This is a genomic window from Pseudomonas sp. NMI542_15, from assembly GCF_021283425.1.
Taxonomy (GTDB): Bacteria; Pseudomonadota; Gammaproteobacteria; order Pseudomonadales; family Pseudomonadaceae; genus Aquipseudomonas; species Aquipseudomonas fortuita.
Genome location: NZ_JAJSRO010000010.1, coordinates 123,791 through 138,377, shown reverse-complemented (window position 1 = coordinate 138,377; position 14,587 = coordinate 123,791). Strand labels below are relative to the sequence as shown.

Annotated in this window: 16 protein-coding genes, 1 tRNA gene and 1 pseudogene; 4 read left to right on the top strand and 14 right to left on the bottom strand. The window is 56.6% G+C overall.

Annotated elements, in window-relative coordinates:
• Window positions 1–46 precede the first annotated feature (46 nt).
• The 6 genes and pseudogenes from LU684_RS16305 to LU684_RS16280 all read right to left on the bottom strand — a co-directional run bounded on the left by LU684_RS16305 (window position 47) and on the right by LU684_RS16280 (window position 6,352).
• Window positions 47–511 carry a hypothetical protein gene (locus LU684_RS16305; RefSeq protein ID WP_023443007.1) on the bottom strand — a complete coding sequence of 155 codons (465 nt, stop codon included), beginning with the start codon at window positions 509–511 and terminating at the stop codon, window positions 47–49.
• Window positions 492–2,531 carry a hypothetical protein gene (locus tag LU684_RS16300; RefSeq protein ID WP_155684878.1) on the bottom strand — a complete coding sequence of 680 codons (2,040 nt, stop codon included), beginning with the start codon at window positions 2,529–2,531 and terminating at the stop codon, window positions 492–494. Before LU684_RS16300 ends, LU684_RS16305 begins: the two co-directional genes overlap by 20 nt.
• Window positions 2,528–4,258 (bottom strand): site-specific integrase, encoded by a 1,731-nt coding sequence (locus tag LU684_RS16295; protein ID WP_034039553.1) that lies wholly within the window; start codon window positions 4,256–4,258, stop codon window positions 2,528–2,530. The genes LU684_RS16300 and LU684_RS16295 overlap by 4 nt, the downstream gene beginning before the upstream one ends.
• A complete protein-coding gene (locus LU684_RS16290) occupies window positions 4,251–5,540 on the bottom strand; it encodes a site-specific integrase (protein ID WP_034039555.1) in 1,290 nt (429 codons plus the stop codon). Before LU684_RS16290 ends, LU684_RS16295 begins: the two co-directional genes overlap by 8 nt.
• Before the next feature lie 76 nt (window positions 5,541–5,616).
• Window positions 5,617–5,934, bottom strand: a pseudogene (locus LU684_RS16285) (Y-family DNA polymerase); the annotation flags it as partial.
• Entirely contained in the window at window positions 5,924–6,352 is a 429-nt protein-coding gene (locus tag LU684_RS16280) for a LexA family protein (RefSeq protein WP_016487949.1), read from the bottom strand. The pseudogene LU684_RS16285 and the gene LU684_RS16280, both read right to left, overlap by 11 nt.
• A gap of 102 nt (window positions 6,353–6,454) precedes the next feature.
• Here LU684_RS16280 and LU684_RS16275 point away from each other — a divergent pair, with 102 nt between their 5' ends.
• The 3 genes from LU684_RS16275 to LU684_RS16265 all read left to right on the top strand — a co-directional run bounded on the left by LU684_RS16275 (window position 6,455) and on the right by LU684_RS16265 (window position 8,050).
• Entirely contained in the window at window positions 6,455–7,174 is a 720-nt protein-coding gene (locus tag LU684_RS16275) for an SOS response-associated peptidase (protein WP_191086757.1), read from the top strand.
• Between the two features lie 28 nt (window positions 7,175–7,202).
• Window positions 7,203–7,523, top strand: coding sequence for a hypothetical protein (locus LU684_RS16270; protein ID WP_016487951.1), 321 nt, complete (start codon window positions 7,203–7,205; stop codon window positions 7,521–7,523).
• Window positions 7,524–7,687: 164 nt separating this feature from the next.
• A complete protein-coding gene (locus LU684_RS16265) occupies window positions 7,688–8,050 on the top strand; it encodes a YceK/YidQ family lipoprotein (RefSeq protein WP_016487952.1) in 363 nt (120 codons plus the stop codon).
• 138 nt (window positions 8,051–8,188) lie between these two features.
• On the opposite strand, the gene LU684_RS16260 is transcribed toward LU684_RS16265, so the two are convergent.
• From LU684_RS16260 to LU684_RS16250, 3 genes are all read right to left on the bottom strand, one after another.
• On the bottom strand, window positions 8,189–8,428 hold the full coding sequence (locus tag LU684_RS16260; RefSeq protein WP_016487953.1) for a hypothetical protein: 240 nt from the start codon (window positions 8,426–8,428) through the stop codon (window positions 8,189–8,191).
• Between the two features lie 86 nt (window positions 8,429–8,514).
• Window positions 8,515–8,844, bottom strand: coding sequence for a hypothetical protein (locus tag LU684_RS16255; protein WP_232894825.1), 330 nt, complete (start codon window positions 8,842–8,844; stop codon window positions 8,515–8,517).
• Between the two features lie 92 nt (window positions 8,845–8,936).
• The gene (locus LU684_RS16250) at window positions 8,937–9,245 is read right to left on the bottom strand and encodes a hypothetical protein (RefSeq protein ID WP_016487955.1); all 309 of its coding nucleotides are present in this window, start codon (window positions 9,243–9,245) and stop codon (window positions 8,937–8,939) included.
• Between the two features lie 326 nt (window positions 9,246–9,571).
• Between LU684_RS16250 and LU684_RS16245 the strand changes: the two genes are divergently transcribed.
• Window positions 9,572–9,724 carry a hypothetical protein gene (locus LU684_RS16245; protein ID WP_232894824.1) on the top strand — a complete coding sequence of 51 codons (153 nt, stop codon included), beginning with the start codon at window positions 9,572–9,574 and terminating at the stop codon, window positions 9,722–9,724.
• Window positions 9,725–9,772: 48 nt separating this feature from the next.
• On the opposite strand, the gene LU684_RS16240 is transcribed toward LU684_RS16245, so the two are convergent.
• The 5 genes from LU684_RS16240 to LU684_RS16220 all read right to left on the bottom strand — a co-directional run bounded on the left by LU684_RS16240 (window position 9,773) and on the right by LU684_RS16220 (window position 13,835).
• Window positions 9,773–9,846 (bottom strand) — tRNA-Cys (locus LU684_RS16240).
• 154 nt (window positions 9,847–10,000) lie between these two features.
• Window positions 10,001–11,020: a protease SohB gene (gene sohB, locus LU684_RS16235; protein WP_016487957.1), complete on the bottom strand. Its 1,020-nt coding sequence runs from the start codon at window positions 11,018–11,020 to the stop codon at window positions 10,001–10,003.
• A 645-nt stretch (window positions 11,021–11,665) separates the two neighbouring features.
• Window positions 11,666–12,139: a Rha family transcriptional regulator gene (locus LU684_RS16230; protein ID WP_232894823.1), complete on the bottom strand. Its 474-nt coding sequence runs from the start codon at window positions 12,137–12,139 to the stop codon at window positions 11,666–11,668.
• Between the two features lie 237 nt (window positions 12,140–12,376).
• Complete coding sequence (locus LU684_RS16225; protein WP_060482673.1) at window positions 12,377–13,378, bottom strand: hypothetical protein; 1,002 nt, start codon at window positions 13,376–13,378, stop codon at window positions 12,377–12,379.
• Window positions 13,379–13,433: 55 nt separating this feature from the next.
• Complete coding sequence (locus LU684_RS16220; protein ID WP_054903696.1) at window positions 13,434–13,835, bottom strand: DUF6971 family protein; 402 nt, start codon at window positions 13,833–13,835, stop codon at window positions 13,434–13,436.
• Between the last annotated feature and the right edge of the window lie 752 nt (window positions 13,836–14,587).

The window sequence follows — 14,587 nt, the reverse complement described above, 5'->3', positions numbered from 1 at the left end:
GGTCGGGCATGGCTGTGTTTCTTTCGAATATTGCGAGCTCTCCGTTTCAAAGTTTTTTGTGGCCTCGCGGATCAAGAGGAAGCACATTGGAGGCCGGCAGTTGGCGCTCCAAGTCCGCAATACGGTCGTACAGCTCAAGAATGGTGGCGTCGGCCTCACTGAGTAGGCTGGCTAGGTGGTCACGCTGCTGCGTGATTTCCTCGATCCGTTCTCGAAGTCCACGATTTTTTCTGCGGGCTAATAAGCTGACTTGGCGCACTGATGGCGGACGTTGCTCAGCGTGTCCTTCCACGTACTTTTGGATCTCAGCGATCAGTAGGGGGAAACGAGCTTTTTTCAGTGCAGAGGGGTCGCTGCCGGCCTCCTTGGCAACGTTGTTCTGACTTACGGGCGTCCCCTTCGGCAGTCGTTCGGGCTTGTTGCTCTTCAGCCGCTCGAACGCTGCGCGATACTGCTCGCCGGCACTCATTCGCTTAGCCGGGTCAGCGGATTCATGTTTGCCGGATGACATGGCGATAATTCTCCACACTACGTTTCTGGGCTTCCAACGAAGTCCTTAGCGGACTGTCTACCTCGGCAGCGGCCAGGCGCTCATCCAATACCGCCTCCAACACTTCGACTTCGTCGAGTTGCTCGGGGTCATAGAGAACGTCCGCACATGGTTTGGTTTCTCCGGGGGAGTCGCCCCCTCCGCAGCGAGCGATATTGTCGATGCCCCCATAGGGACAGGGGGTACGGCTCGTGCAGATGCCCAGCAAAATCGGTCGATGAGTGACCGTCCCCTTCTTAGCCAGATTGATCGCTTTCTTAGCATCAGAGGCTGAGATTAGGCGGACAATCTCAGATTTTCGCTTCTCGCCGTGGGGGCTGACGAATCGGTTGCTCGTCAGCTGTTGCAGCTGCCTACCCAAAGTTTCGTACATGGTGCGGACGTAGTAGGTATGGGCCTTCTCTTCCAGCCGTACCCTGGAATGGTTTTGCCCGTAGTAGAGACTCATCGCTCTGGCGACGTGCTTTAGCTGAAACTGCAATGAAGCGTCGCTGACCAGCCCGGATGCCTGCATATTCACTGCGCCGGTTCGTCGGAGTTGATGCCAGGCCAACGGCCAGATTTTGCCGACCGCAAACTCGTCGGTCAGCGTCGGCGTCACCAACCGAGCCAATTCGAAATCTTCCGGCGTAATGCGCAATTGCTCACGGTCGAACAGCTTGTCGAACCACTGAAGCACATGGGCATAGCTCGGAATCGATGGCCGAATCGTGCGGTTGATCTTGGTGAACTTCGTTCCCCACGGTTCAAGGCAATAATCAAGCAGATAGCGCTTGGCCGGATCATCCGGCACCGAGGCCTCGCCGGGGGGAGAGTCGCATTCTGCGCGGAGGTCTGCGACCACACGCATGGCTTCAACTGCCACCTGAGCTGACGGGGACGTCACCCAAAGTGCCTCAGAATCCGACATCGTCTTGGTCGTTCGTCCGCACAATACATGGATGTCGCCAAACTGCGGATCACGTTCTATGTGCAAGCAATCGGCGCGCAGGTTCCAAGCCTCTTCGACTCGCATGAGGCTGAAGTTCAGCAGATAGCACAGTCCAGATCGACTCACGAGGTTGAGGTAGCGACTCAGAGTTTGAATGCGAATTTCGTCGTCGCTCACTCCCAGCCAGCGACGAAATAGTTCCACCATGCCAAACCGATGCGCGGTGTCGATGAATGGGCCGTAGTACTGCCGCCCAGTCCACTTTCCGTTTGATCCATCCGACGGCCACTGAAACGGATAGAACGATTGTGGCCTGCGTTGTCCTTGGAGACTGGCAGAGTTGTGCCGATAGGCAGCCAGACAGAAGCGGAAGCACTCCTCGACTTGGCCTCGATGCGCCAAAAAGTCATCCAGGCATTCGCGCAAGCGTGTGATTTGATAGTGCCAAATGCGGGGCGGGATATAGGGGGTCTGGAGCTTCTGGTGGTCGGGCATGGCCGCTGCGAGGCGTGCCAACCCTGCGCGATCCAACAAGGTGAACCCCAGCGCATCCCGCCGCTCGTACAGTTCGTGCAGCAATGCCAAGAACTCACCGGACCGGGAAGCCTGGAGCACCTCCGGGAGACGGTCGGCAACGCGCGGAAAATGACTCAGTTCGGATGCGAGAATGCCTTCTTGAGTGCACAAGACGAACAGCCGACGCATCTGGTCGAAGCGCGTTTTCAGGCCTCGGTATCCACGGGCTCCATTGGGGCCGTATAGCCACCAGCCGATTACGGTCCGCAATAAATCGGCGTTCGCAGGATCGATCGCGGCGACATATTTCTTATCTGGGCCATCGCCGAAATTGAGAGTGAGCCGTTTTCCCGCCCATGGGTCGAGCCGCCAAATGGCATCGCCCCAACGGCTCACCACCTGGCCAGCGGCATCTATGATGACCGGCCAATCACGCTGCGGTGGCCAGCACGGCGGACGGTAGTTCGGCGCATCAGGAATCGCTAGGGGCGAGTCGATGCCGAGGCCAAGTTCGGAAAGAATATTTTTCGTCATGCTGATCTTTGTCGCAGTTCTGCCAATCGGATGAAGCCATCCCAGGCCGGGTGGTAGTCACCTTCACTTATGCGCGCTCTGGCTTCTTCGACCCAAAGCCTGCGGACCTCGCTACTTTCTTCGAAGAAGCGCAGTTTGGCCGTCAGCCGATCGATCACCAGCAGGGCCGGATGCTCTGTCGTCAGGTGCTTACCCGAACTGGATGGGCGGTAGCGTGCCAGTTCAAGCGATTTGAGGTGGCGCAAGCTACCGAGAGACCACACATGATCCTCACTTTCGATATCCCGGTGCTGGGTACAGAACAGGCAACCGGCAGCATTGATGCAGTCGGGTCGCGGACCATTCTTCGGCATCGTGCCCACTGGTTCAGGTGTGGCCGATACACATCTACCAGGAGCAGGAGGTGAAAGGGACGGATCGGTTTGCTGATGGAAGCGCGTAATTTCCACCATAGCGATCTGCGGATGGGGGTCGGCATATACGCGTATCAGCGTTTGCACCGTATGCTGGGCCAACTCCGCAACCTGTTGGGGATTCTGGGACTCCCGAAGCAACCAGTTGATGCGCGTCCCGCGCAGTTTTCGCGGTCTCACTATCGGTATGCCAAGCTCGCGGCAGATGCGCGTAACGTTCGTGAACTGCGTCGCCTCTTCTAGGATTCGTCCCCCGCTACGTATAAGCGGAAAGAGCAAACCATCCGGCTCATTGGGAAACCATTCGGAACGCCATTCGAGATAGCGCTCGAACCACTCTCGATAACTGGCAAAGATCTCGAATAGCACTTCTCCTTCCCGTCGATTTTTGTAGGTACGTACCTGGTAGCCGTCTATGTGGCTGGTGTAATGAAACTGCTCAACCCGCAGGGTATGTGCTTGCTGGAGGTTCAGACCGGTCTGGGCGATGAACATCAGCAATTCACTCTCGATCCGTAAATTGACGATGGGGAAACGGGTCCGCAGTGTCCGATCTGCATCGTGGGCGGCACGCGCCGCCAGGGATGCTTCGATTTGCGCTTGGTTTTGCGGCCTGGTACGGCGGGCCGCTACTTTCTCGGGGCTCTGCAATCCCGACCATAGTTCCAGCACTTGGCCGGTGCGTAACGAAATACAAACTGGGAGGGGGGCCATTGTCCCCCTCCAGGTCAATGCCTCGCATACGTCAGCTAGAAGGTGTCCGAATGCGAAGGTGTTTTGCAGATTCTGCTTGTCCGCTTTGCTCGTATGTACCTTGCCTTTGCCGCGCGGCTTGCGAATACGTGTGCTCTTGCTCAGGCTTGCTTGGCGGTCCAATGCTCGGTCCAGCATCGTCGCCGTGAGCCTGGTGAGATCGTACAGGGACCCATCGCTGAAATTGCGTTCGACTCGATGACGCTGGAGCAAGTGATCGGTCCAACGAATGAACGTGTCGGCCGCCGTCTCGAGACTGAGATTCACGTTTTCTGAATCGATCCAGGCAAAGAATCGGCGCAATGCACTGATCTTGTTCTGCACCGAGAAGCGACTTCCGCCACCAGCAAGGTCGTCAGTCATGTGCTCATGCAGCTGCGTCACCAGCTCGAAACGTTCCGGCAAGGGACTGCCGAGTTCGCCCTGCGCGATCTGGCGGCCCACATGCTTCACCTTTGCTGCTGCACCTCCGCGAAACAGCAGCGGCCGGAGGTCCCAGGGCGTTTCAGTGGCCCCATACTCAAGCATCGGGAAAGTGAGGTCGAATTCGGAACTATCCATCGTGCCGCGCCCCAGCGCCGATCCCGCTAAATGCCGCCATGAAGCTATTTGAGAGGGCTTGTTTGATCGGCAGTGCCTGTACGAATCGGATGTATTTGAAGGTGGTGGCTTCAGAGTTAGGCCCATGGAGCAACGCGTCGCTGACCGTCGCAATTACAATAGCGACATCGGCACAAGCCGATAGCGCCAGACGTGCCAATTCGGTACCGAAGGTGCAGCGCGACTGATGGAAGCGGAATTTACGGAGCACCTGTAGTTCTGCTTTGACGCCCCGTTTTCGAAACTCGGACATCTCAACATTCACAGCAGATGACTGATCGGTGCCGCGCCTGCCATAGGCGTTACCAAAGCGGGTCAAGAACAGCAAATCACGATTCTCGGGCGAGGCTTTCGCCTCTCGTTCCATCCTCCGCCAGCCTTTGGCATATTCCAGCAATTCATCACGCAACGCTTCGGGTATCCAGACCTGGCCAGTCACACCGAATTTCGTGTGCACTGGCGGAGCTGCGCCTGGACCAACTGCAAGGCGTAGAAGCCCTTCAGCGGAAGGGTCGGGGGCGGCGCGCTCCAGAGACTGAATCTTGAGATCACAGATGCTGCCGAGCCGCATCCCGGTAAAAAATCCAAGGGCCAACATGAGGTAGAGCTCGGGCGTGGCGTTCTCTGCGGCGAAATCCAGAATTGCATCGCGATCGGTCTCCGAGACTGGCAACAGCCCATCTTCAAGCGTTTGGCCTGGGCGCTTACGGTTCGGGATGCTGAGGTCGGTGGTGGTTCCGCTGATCGTTCGCTCGAACCCCACCCGGTCGAAGTATTTAACGACGTAGGGTTTTTCCCGCCACAGCTGGACGTGTGGAGAAAGAAGCTCCCTATGCCTTACCCACCGATAGAACATGATGCAATTGCGCATGTACTCAGACGCCGTGGATGGGCCGATCTGGCCGGCATCGCGCATCTTGATCAACGCCCCTCGGTATAGCACCAGGCAGCGGTCAGCTTTGCGAGCGGGAAACTCGAACCACTGCAAATCACGAGATTCAAGAAATTTAGCGTAATTGAGAAGGCCATTCATGTTACTGGCAACGGTCTTAAGAGAAGCGTCACCAGTCGTTGCTCGCTCCACTGCCCACAGGTTTGCCTCCCTCCAAGGTGCATAGTCTGCCCAAAAGATTTGGGGCAAGCCCTCAATGGATGGCCGGCTGCTACTGGGGGAGTATGCGACGGCGTTCTCTCTGCGCACGAGGTAATGGGGCACGAAATGAATGCGCTCTAGCGTCGCCATTCAACGCCCCTGGGACGCTTAACAATGTCCATAGATAGAACTCAATAGCTTAGGCGTCCGCACTATACAACTTACTCTTATCGATGCTGTAGACCTCAGTGTCAGGCACCATCGATTCGATCAGGGACATGACACGCTCGCTCATGTCGCCGTACAGCGCGTAATTACTGCTGAAGGCCATGATGCCGTGCCGACGCAGCTTGTCCCTCGCCTGGAAGTACGGTTCACCCATCTTCACGTATGGCTTGGCGTCGTATGACCTGGCGATCACGCAGCCATCGTTGTTGCTCAGCACCACGATAGGGGTCTTGGTCAGATCCGGCCGAAATACCCGCTCGCAGCTCGCGTAAAACGAGTTGCAATCGATCAGTGCAAATACCGGGTCACTGCGCATGATCGCGAACGCTGTATCGAACCACGCCCCAGATGACGAGCTCGTCGCCTTCCATGACATAGCGTGGCGGATAGGCGGGGTTTTCTGACTTCAGGATCACCACGCCGTCGCGACGGTAAAGGCGCTTGCAGACCGGTTCACTATTGACGGCGGCAATCACCACATCGCCGTGCCCGGCTTCACGGCCGCGGTCTACGATGACGATGTCACCTGAATAGATCCCCGCCCCTTGCATGCTGTCCCCCTCCACTTTCACCAGATACACATGGGGTGCACGGAGGTCGAATAACTCATCGAGGGAAATATGGCCTTCCAGATGGTCTGCAGCAGGCGACGGGAAGCCGGCCGGAACGTGGAATGAATAGAGCGGTAGTGGTTCGGTGCCGCCAGCTGGCGCACCCAATAACGTGATGGTCATGATGAAAGGCCCAGTACAGACTGTATGTATATACAGTAAATCTGGCATCAGGTGCATGGTCAATCCTGGCCAGCGAAATTTCTGACGGGCGAGAGGTGGAAAATGTGCGGACGGTATTCGATGTACGAGTCGATGGACCACTACCTGCGCCAGCTATCGCTGGATCTGGTGGTAATCAATGGCTACGACCACGCGTCCATCAGTCGCTACAACGTGGCGCCGTCGACCCGGGTGGAGGTGATACGTCAGATAGAAGGCGCGCTCAGCGTGGATCGGGTCAAGTGGGGATGGTCGCCATTCTGGGCAAAGGGAAAAAGGCCCGACCCGATCAATGCTCGGGCGGAAACGGTGGTAACGGGGAAATTTTTCAAAGGCCTGTGGCCAGGTGGCAGAGCGCTGGCGCCGGCAAACGGATGGTTCGAGTGGGTAGCCGACCCCGCGGACCCGAAGCGCAAGCAGCCTTACTACATCACAAGCGCTGATGGAGGGCCGCTCTACTTCGCAGCGCTCGCTGAAGTGCACCAGGGCATGGAGCCCAATGAGAGCGATGGCTTTGTCATCATAACCGCAGCGGCGGACCAGGGGCTCATCGACATACATGACAGAAAGCCTTTGGTACTCAAACCGGAGACCGCCAAAGAATGGCTGGACCCGGCAACATCTCCGGCGCGCGCGGCAGCGATTGTTACAGCGGGTTGCAGGCCGGCTGAGGATTTTCGTTGGTATCCGGTAGGCAAGGCGGTGGGCAATGTCAGGAATGAGGGGGAATCGTTGATTGCGGCAATAGACGGCGAAAACCATCAGGGTCAGCTAGAGTTTTGACAAGGTGAAACACCGCGAGAGAACGATCATGCTAAAACAAGAAGCAGACGACGTGATTGAGCGTATCCGTGACGATCTGAAAAGGCACGGAGTGCTGATCGGCTACGATCCAGAATTTACCAGTGCTGAGTTCGGATGCGACCTGGATTACCATGTTGCTCAGGTTAGAGAAGACCCGAACAATCATGTATTGCGTATCGCGATACATGACGAAGGCTTGTGGGCCCAGCTCCGGCAGGGGGCGGTGTATCGCGGTATTGTCAGTGATTGCCAAGGGAAGCTCTTCGGCATACCTATTCTGATAGAGCCCAGAACCGATGCGTCCTACACCATTCAATACAAGCTCTAGGCGTCACCAAGGTTGTCTGGCGCAAGCCTGTGCCCCCTGCAGAGTGAGCTGTGCGATTCGGTGAAGCAGGGGGCAATCGCTACCGCGAGTCTTGGCCAAACCCGCACGACGCGGGGGCATTCATTAATGCGCTATTATCCGGCCATCACCAAGGAGATGGTCTGATGAAACAGCTGTGGACGGGATTGGCGCTGCTCATGATGCTTGGCGGTTGTGGGACGGTACGCACCGTTTCCAGTGAATCAAAGGCCATGGGCGACCTGGCTGAATGGAATTCTTATTGCCCCGCTATCCCCCGGATGTATAGCGGGGTCGCCTACCAGTTTTGCAACTTGACTGGACCTGAAAGAACGGGAGTACATTCAGACCCCTATCAAATTCTGGTAGATATGGCTGCGTCGGGCGTGGCTGATACGCTGGTTCTGCCCTACACCAGCTATCAGCAATACAAGCTCGGCAATATGGTGATACCAAGCTTCAGCCCACAGATGAGTCAGCCATCGGATCAGCCTGGGCCGTCGAACTGATAGTGATCTCGGGGCTGTAATCGCTCAGGGCCTGCGCGACGCAGGCGCGGCTAGCTGGGGTACAGGCGGGTTGTGCAGCATGTACCGCGCTGCGCCACCCGATCACCGACCTCGGCGAACGCGCCTGCCAGGCCAAACTCAACTTTTCTGACTTTCCACGTACTGTTCCGCCATAACCTTCCCTTCGAGAATGGCTTCTGTCGAAGAGGAGAATGGGCGGCTCACACGCAGGGTTCGCGCCGTTGCACCTGGCTTCCCTACTTCAACCAACATCCCGGTTGGAAATTCAACGCTCGACTCCCACAGCACGTAAATCGATGCCTGGTAACCGAGATAGGAATGCACGTAAAGGTCATGACTGGTGGACTGAAGGCTCATCACTTTCTCCAACTGGGCGCCTTGATGCGCGTCTGATAGAGATACGACTGATGCGATCTGAGGAGCGTTCCGTTTTCCCGGCATCGTTATCTGTGAAGACGCGAACCTCTGCGGGGAAGGGGTTCAGGCCCTGGTGCTTTTGGCGCTGGAAACGCCTGTGCGACCCAGCCGTGAGCACGCTCGATCGCCCAAGCAATCGCTACAGACGGTTTTTGGCCACAGCAGTCTGGGTGAAACTCTTCAAGCAAGAGCACGCCTTTTTCTCCATAGATACCCAAGAAAAGTTGAGTAGCGTTTTCAGGCGAGAGCCGCGCCTGGATGTTGATTAAAGTGCCGCAGGCCAGGCGCTCATCGTAGTTCCGAAAATACATCTCAGGATTGGCCCACTCCCAGTAGACTTTGCCGCGATTGCGCATGGAAAGGACCTTGAGCTCAAATTCTTGACTGGTGGGACAGCATACACAGCTGTTCCACCGAATCCACTGCAGAAGCTCTGCGTTACATTTTTTTACAACTGCTTTTCGGTTGAACCGGTGATGGCGCCCATTGCCACCCCTTCAATCGCCACGCGGCGAGCCAGGCCCACGCCCCATGCCAGCGCCCTGGTCATCGACTCGCCAGGCCGAGAGTTGAATGCCTCTTCGTACAACGCCATCCCTGACCAAGCATAAACCCCCAAGAAAATCTGCGTCCCGCCAGGTCGGCAACGCCTCACCTGAACGTCAATGCGAGTGCCGTCACTCAGTGTTTCTTCATGACTTTGGTGGTGCAACGCCGGGTCAGCCCAAGCCCAGTACACGTGGCCCCTCATTCGCATATAGCTCTCCATCATCGCCGGTGGGTGGTTGATGTAACCAGGACTGGCAGACCCCTTCATTTGTAATTAGGCCTATCCAACTAGCTTGACCACCGACCGCGAACAAAAGCTCATTTTTTTCCGCTGCCCCCACCAGCAGCAGCACCGCTCTAATGGTTCAGGATTTCATGCCAACGCGATCTGAAATCGATATTGCCAGGGTTCCGGTTGCGGATGCCGCAGGCGTGTTTACAGATTTATAAGGCGATCACTGGGGCTGGCCAAGTCATCGACGACGCTACGGGACAATCCAGAACTGCGGCATCTGGATTAAGCGCGGCCACTGGATGAACAGCGCCAAGGTCGCGCGGATCTCAGAGGTCGAGCCTTTCGACGCGCTCGCGGGATTGATGGAGATGTTCAGCGGGGGGGGGCAGTCCCGGATCAATCACCGCGCAGCGCAGCGGGCACAGGATCCGGAAACGGTGCGGCTTTTTTAGGCGCAAATAAAAACCCCGCAGACGTTAATCTGCGGGGCTTTCGAATGGTGGAGGCCGAGGTCGGAATCGAACCGGCGTAGACGGATTTGCAATCCGGAGCATAACCACTTTGCTACTCGGCCTCAAAGGTCGGATCTAGCTGCTTGCGCTTTGCTATCTCCTTGAAACGCTGAACCTTTTTCAAAGTTTGCTGCGTTTCGATGGGCGCCATTATGTCTTCATTCTTTTAACCTTGCAACCCCCTGAACGAAAAAAAATTTCAACGGGTTCAAGGTGTTAGCGCAGGCGGCCGAGTTTACTCCACAAGCCCACCACTGTGTTCTCCACCGCACCACTCGCCGCCATGCCGATTCGCTCTTGCAGGCTCTTGCGTTCGGCATAGTGCAGGTGGAACAGGTTGGCGTTGCGCGCGCGGGCGCTAAGGTACTCGTCGCTGGTCTGCAGTTCGTCCACCAGCTGGCGGTTGAGTGCTGCCACGCCGAGCCAGACTTCGCCTGTGGCCACTTCGTCAATGTGCAGTTGCGGGCGATAGCGGGCAACAAAGTCCTTGAACAACTGGTGGGTAACGTCCAGGTCTTCCTGGAACTTCTCCCGGCCCTTGTCAGTGTTCTCGCCAAACACGGTCAGGGTGCGCTTGTACTCGCCGGCGGTCAGCACTTCGAAGTCGATATCGTGTTTTTTCAGCAGGCGGTTGACGTTGGGCAGCTGCGCCACCACCCCGATCGAACCCAGTACGGCAAATGGCGCACTGATGATTTTCTCCCCGATACAGGCCATCATGTAACCACCGCTGGCGGCCACTTTGTCGATGCATACGGTCAGCGGTATGCCCGCTTGACGAATGCGCGCCAGTTGCGACGCCGCCAAGCCGTAGCTGTGTACCAGGCCACCACCGCTTTCCAGGCGTAGCACCACTTCGTCACGCGGGGTGGCGAGGGTTAGCAGCGCGGTGATTTCGTTGCGCAGGCTTTCGGTGGCAGAGGCTTTGATATCGCCATCGAAGTCCAGCACGAAAACCCGGCCCTTTTCCTCGGCCTTGCCTTTCTTCTGCTGTTTTTCCGCCTTGGCCTGCTGCTTGCGCAAAGCCTTGAGCTGAGCCTTGTCGAGCAGGCCGGACTCCAGGCGCTCGCGCAGGTCCTTGTAGAATTCGTTCAGGCGGGTGACCTGCAGTTGCCCACCCGGTTTGCGCCGCCCCTTGCTGCGCAACCCGGCGATAGCCGACAGCACCACGAGGATGGCGATGACCAGGGTGGCGGTTTTGGCGAGAAAGCTTGCGTATTCGGCAAGAAACTCCACAGTAGTCCTCAATGCCCGGAATTAAAGGGCTACGCTACCATGGCTTGTGACACTTTGGTACGGTCTTGTGACATTCCGAAGCACTTGAGGCAGGCTCAGCGGCGCACCTTTCGGGCTTTCTTCTGGGTCCTTATCACCTGCCCGTGAGGGGTCCCTATCGCGCCTACGGGCACCCATGCGAGGGCCTACGGGGGAACCTGCGCGGGAATGATTGAATAGGTGACCTTTCAGATTTTTCTGTCGGATTCTCAAGGGGGCCTATGCGACCACAACCAGAACCCCAGTTGAACGGCCAGACAGACCCAGTAGAGGGCCTGTAGGTGGTCCATGGGGTTCTCCTTGAAGGGTTAGAGTGACTTGTGAAAGCGAACGTCTGTGAGTTCGTGTTGCAGGGCTACCTCAAGGAGGCGCTCATAGGTATGCGGCCACCTCCCTTGAGATTGGTCATTAGAAGCGCCTGATTGAAGCAAGGCATAGCATAGCGCCGCATGTGGTGTCAGAGACTCGACAGGCACCTTAGTGACTACCCGTTTGCCCTTGTAGGTGTAGCACAGTGTGACACTCATCGCGGGACCTTTTTGTGGGCAACTTAGCTATTGAGCATAGCCCGTCACGCTTCGTTTGAGGAAGTATCAATCAACGACCTCAGCGGGCCTTGAGACGCCTTGCAGCGGCCTTGATGTCCCTCATTGCGATTCGATAGTTGTCCTTCTCTCGTTCGAGCAGGTGAACCACAGCAGCCTGTATCGACACACGTTCAAACCCTGAGCCTTCCAGTTCAAGCCAGCGCTTGACGATCATGTTGGACAGCTTGAAGGAATACCGGGAGAGCAGCGTAAAGGTCAGCTCTTTGTCGAGAACGGTCAGCGGTAATAACTTGCTTTGACTGGACTGGTAGCTGGCCTCGACCCATTGAGGTGCCCCCAGATTTGGGGTCTCCCTTTCCAGCTCGTTGAGCATCTTTCGGATGTCTCTGAGTACATGGTCATGGCGCTTACCGGTGATCTCAGCGATCTCCAAGGACGACATACCGGGTAAGCCGTTGAGAGTCGTTGAGGATACCGCTCCGGCCTTGGAGATGTTCTCGAAGATGGTCGCTGTATTGGTGGTCATGGTCATAGTCTGTTTTCCTCTTGTTTGCTCCCTCAAGTTCGCTCCCACCGGCAGCCGAAAGACCTGACCAAGGTTTCTGCCGGTGGCATGAAGGAACAAACAGAAAGACTTTCGGTTAGATAGATGCCCAGCGACGGGCGATGATGCGGATAGGTGAAGCTGTGCCCCTGCCGGTCCCTCTTTAGGTCCGGCCTTACGGGGCTATCAGGGTTTCCCTTAGATCAGCTCAGGGTTTCCCTTAGATCAGCTCAGGGCAATGCGAGTGACCAGCGGGAACGGCACTTGAACGGTCTGAAGACGATCCTCGGTCAGAGCTACCTTGACCATGCCATTGGCGATGATGTCCACCACAGCCACGATCTCAAGGTCCCAGCCTTGGGCGTTTGGGTTGCGAGTCGCTTCAATCTTCCAGATGCTACCGTCTTGGCGCTCACGGTAGCTCAGCGAGGTGAAAAGCTTGGGCAACATGAAGACGCCGTGGTCAGTGCCTGTATACGGCTGTACGCCTGCGCCAATGAGGTCCTCGATAGAGTCCTGACCAGCACGTTGAGCAGCACGCTCAAGAACAGCCACCAGTGACACGGGCAGCAGGATCACGAAGTCGCTCAGCGAGGTCCCTACAGTCTGGTTAACGTGGGTCGTGAGGATGTCGATGAGGTCCTCAGCGATCTCAGCAGGCTTACCCGTTGGTTTGGCCTCAGAGACGCTCTCAGTGCTTGGGGCAGTCGCCAAGATGGCAGCGACCTTACCGGCTGCGCTGTGCTCAATGTCACGAAGCATCTTGTCAGCGGTTTGCTCCATAGACTGGACGGTGAAGCCTGCCATCAGGTTGTGGTCAAAGATCGTAGCTCGGTGGCTGATGACCAATGCCTTGTCGGTCGCCTCGGTGAAGATCACAGAACCGGCCAGGACCTCGCCCTTCTCGACGGTCTGGTTATCCCAGTTCTTACGAGGGTCGAAGGTGACAGAGCGGTCGGCCATGGTGATGATTTGTTGCCCAGTGGCCTCAGAGCCAGCCGGACGGAACTCGCAAGGGGTTGCCTCCATGGCAGCCTCTCGCCACTCATCGCCGTTCAAATAGTCCTCAGCGGCTTCCACAAGGGCTTCCACATAGACGGACACATCGGTGGCCGCTTGGGTCTCTGGACGGACATCGGCAGTGTTGAATCGAATCGACCCTGTGTGCTCATCGACAATGGCAGTGGAGTAGGTCGAGGGTTTGGTGTACTGGAATGGCTTAGTCATGGTTGTTGTCTCCTGAATAGATGAATGAAGTGGTTGTGTGTCGAGGGAAGTGCTGTTACCAGCCACCGCTATTGCTACGACGAGCAGCCAGAATTTTCTGACCATGCTCACGAATGGCAGCGTTTCGGGCTTCCCGATCAGCCTTCGCTTGGGCGATCTCTCGGGGCGTATGCTCACGGCACCGCTCAGCATGGGCATTGGCCTCAGCCTGTTTACGGGCCTTCTCTTGGGCGTCCTCGTACTGATGCTGGCGGTACTCTCGGGCAACTACAGGAATCGCTTGGAGCGACAGACCGGCCTCATCGAACGCCTTAACGATCTCGAATTGCTGGCCCTTAACGGTCCCGCATTGGGCGACCAGCATGGGCAGCATGATGTTCTCGACGTACTCACGGTTCAGGGTCTGGCCCGACACGGTGACTTCGTTCTTCAGGACTTTCGTGATAGTGATTTTCATGGTTTGGGTTCTCCTGTGAGGTGACCCATTCGCTCAGCCTTGGTGCCATAGACGCGCACGACAAGACGGCAAGGAGTGAGCCGCGTGGGCACCTTCCAAGGCTGACGAATGAGTTCTTGATTTGAGTGGTGTTGATGACGGATCAGGACATGGCGGGCCTGAAGGGCATCGGTATTGCGAAGGGTTCAACCGTGGCAACGGCTGTGCAGCAATGGCAGAGAGAAATTATTTTGTTGTTGGTCTTCCTGTCTTACCCATAGTGAGGGTTTTTAACGACAGTCTTGACGGACATCTTTAAGTTGTGAGTGAGATTCCCTCAGAGCCACTCAATGGAATCCTCAAGTGAGTCGAGGCGATGGCTTGAAGACACAACCCTTGTTCAAGTAGTTGATTCAAACGGTCGAGAGTCTTTTGGGGGCACTTAGCGAGGACCCGTTGGGCCACACCGTCCATATCGAAGGTGACCTGTCCAGCCTTGTAGGTCCTGAAGTTGGAGCGATGGTCACTAAGGGCACGACGCAACTCGATGAGCTGGGTTCGAGCTGGTCGAGGGAATACAGTAGACAAGACTGACATATCTTGTTCGGTGAGGCGTGAGTTAGCTGGGCAGACAATGCTGGTCATGTTGGAAGGTCTCCTTTGAGGTGTTCTTAAAGATGCCCTTTGAGATGAGGGGAGTTGTAATTAACAACCCCTCTCCCTCTGGGTCTGGTCGATGCTTTGACCTGAAGATGGTCGTTGAGATTTTCTTT

What these genes read in the sequence shown, in the direction of transcription:
- LU684_RS16280 (WP_016487949.1), bottom strand. Translation starts at nt 6,352, where the DNA reads ATGACCATCACGTTATTGGGTGCGCCAGCTGGCGGCACCGAACCACTA.
- LU684_RS16225 (WP_060482673.1), bottom strand. Translation starts at nt 13,378, where the DNA reads ATGACTAAGCCATTCCAGTACACCAAACCCTCGACCTACTCCACTGCC.
- LU684_RS16265 (WP_016487952.1), top strand. Translation starts at nt 7,688, where the DNA reads ATGAAACAGCTGTGGACGGGATTGGCGCTGCTCATGATGCTTGGCGGT.
- LU684_RS16300 (WP_155684878.1), bottom strand. Translation starts at nt 2,531, where the DNA reads ATGACGAAAAATATTCTTTCCGAACTTGGCCTCGGCATCGACTCGCCC.
- LU684_RS16295 (WP_034039553.1), bottom strand. Translation starts at nt 4,258, where the DNA reads ATGGATAGTTCCGAATTCGACCTCACTTTCCCGATGCTTGAGTATGGG.
- LU684_RS16270 (WP_016487951.1), top strand. Translation starts at nt 7,203, where the DNA reads ATGCTAAAACAAGAAGCAGACGACGTGATTGAGCGTATCCGTGACGAT.
- LU684_RS16275 (WP_191086757.1), top strand. Translation starts at nt 6,455, where the DNA reads ATGTGCGGACGGTATTCGATGTACGAGTCGATGGACCACTACCTGCGC.
- LU684_RS16220 (WP_054903696.1), bottom strand. Translation starts at nt 13,835, where the DNA reads ATGAAAATCACTATCACGAAAGTCCTGAAGAACGAAGTCACCGTGTCG.
- LU684_RS16260 (WP_016487953.1), bottom strand. Translation starts at nt 8,428, where the DNA reads ATGAGCCTTCAGTCCACCAGTCATGACCTTTACGTGCATTCCTATCTC.
- LU684_RS16290 (WP_034039555.1), bottom strand. Translation starts at nt 5,540, where the DNA reads ATGGCGACGCTAGAGCGCATTCATTTCGTGCCCCATTACCTCGTGCGC.
- LU684_RS16230 (WP_232894823.1), bottom strand. Translation starts at nt 12,139, where the DNA reads ATGACCATGACCACCAATACAGCGACCATCTTCGAGAACATCTCCAAG.
- LU684_RS16250 (WP_016487955.1), bottom strand. Translation starts at nt 9,245, where the DNA reads ATGCGAATGAGGGGCCACGTGTACTGGGCTTGGGCTGACCCGGCGTTG.
- LU684_RS16305 (WP_023443007.1), bottom strand. Translation starts at nt 511, where the DNA reads ATGTCATCCGGCAAACATGAATCCGCTGACCCGGCTAAGCGAATGAGT.
- LU684_RS16255 (WP_232894825.1), bottom strand. Translation starts at nt 8,844, where the DNA reads ATGCGCAATCGCGGCAAAGTCTACTGGGAGTGGGCCAATCCTGAGATG.
- LU684_RS16245 (WP_232894824.1), top strand. Translation starts at nt 9,572, where the DNA reads ATGAACAGCGCCAAGGTCGCGCGGATCTCAGAGGTCGAGCCTTTCGAC.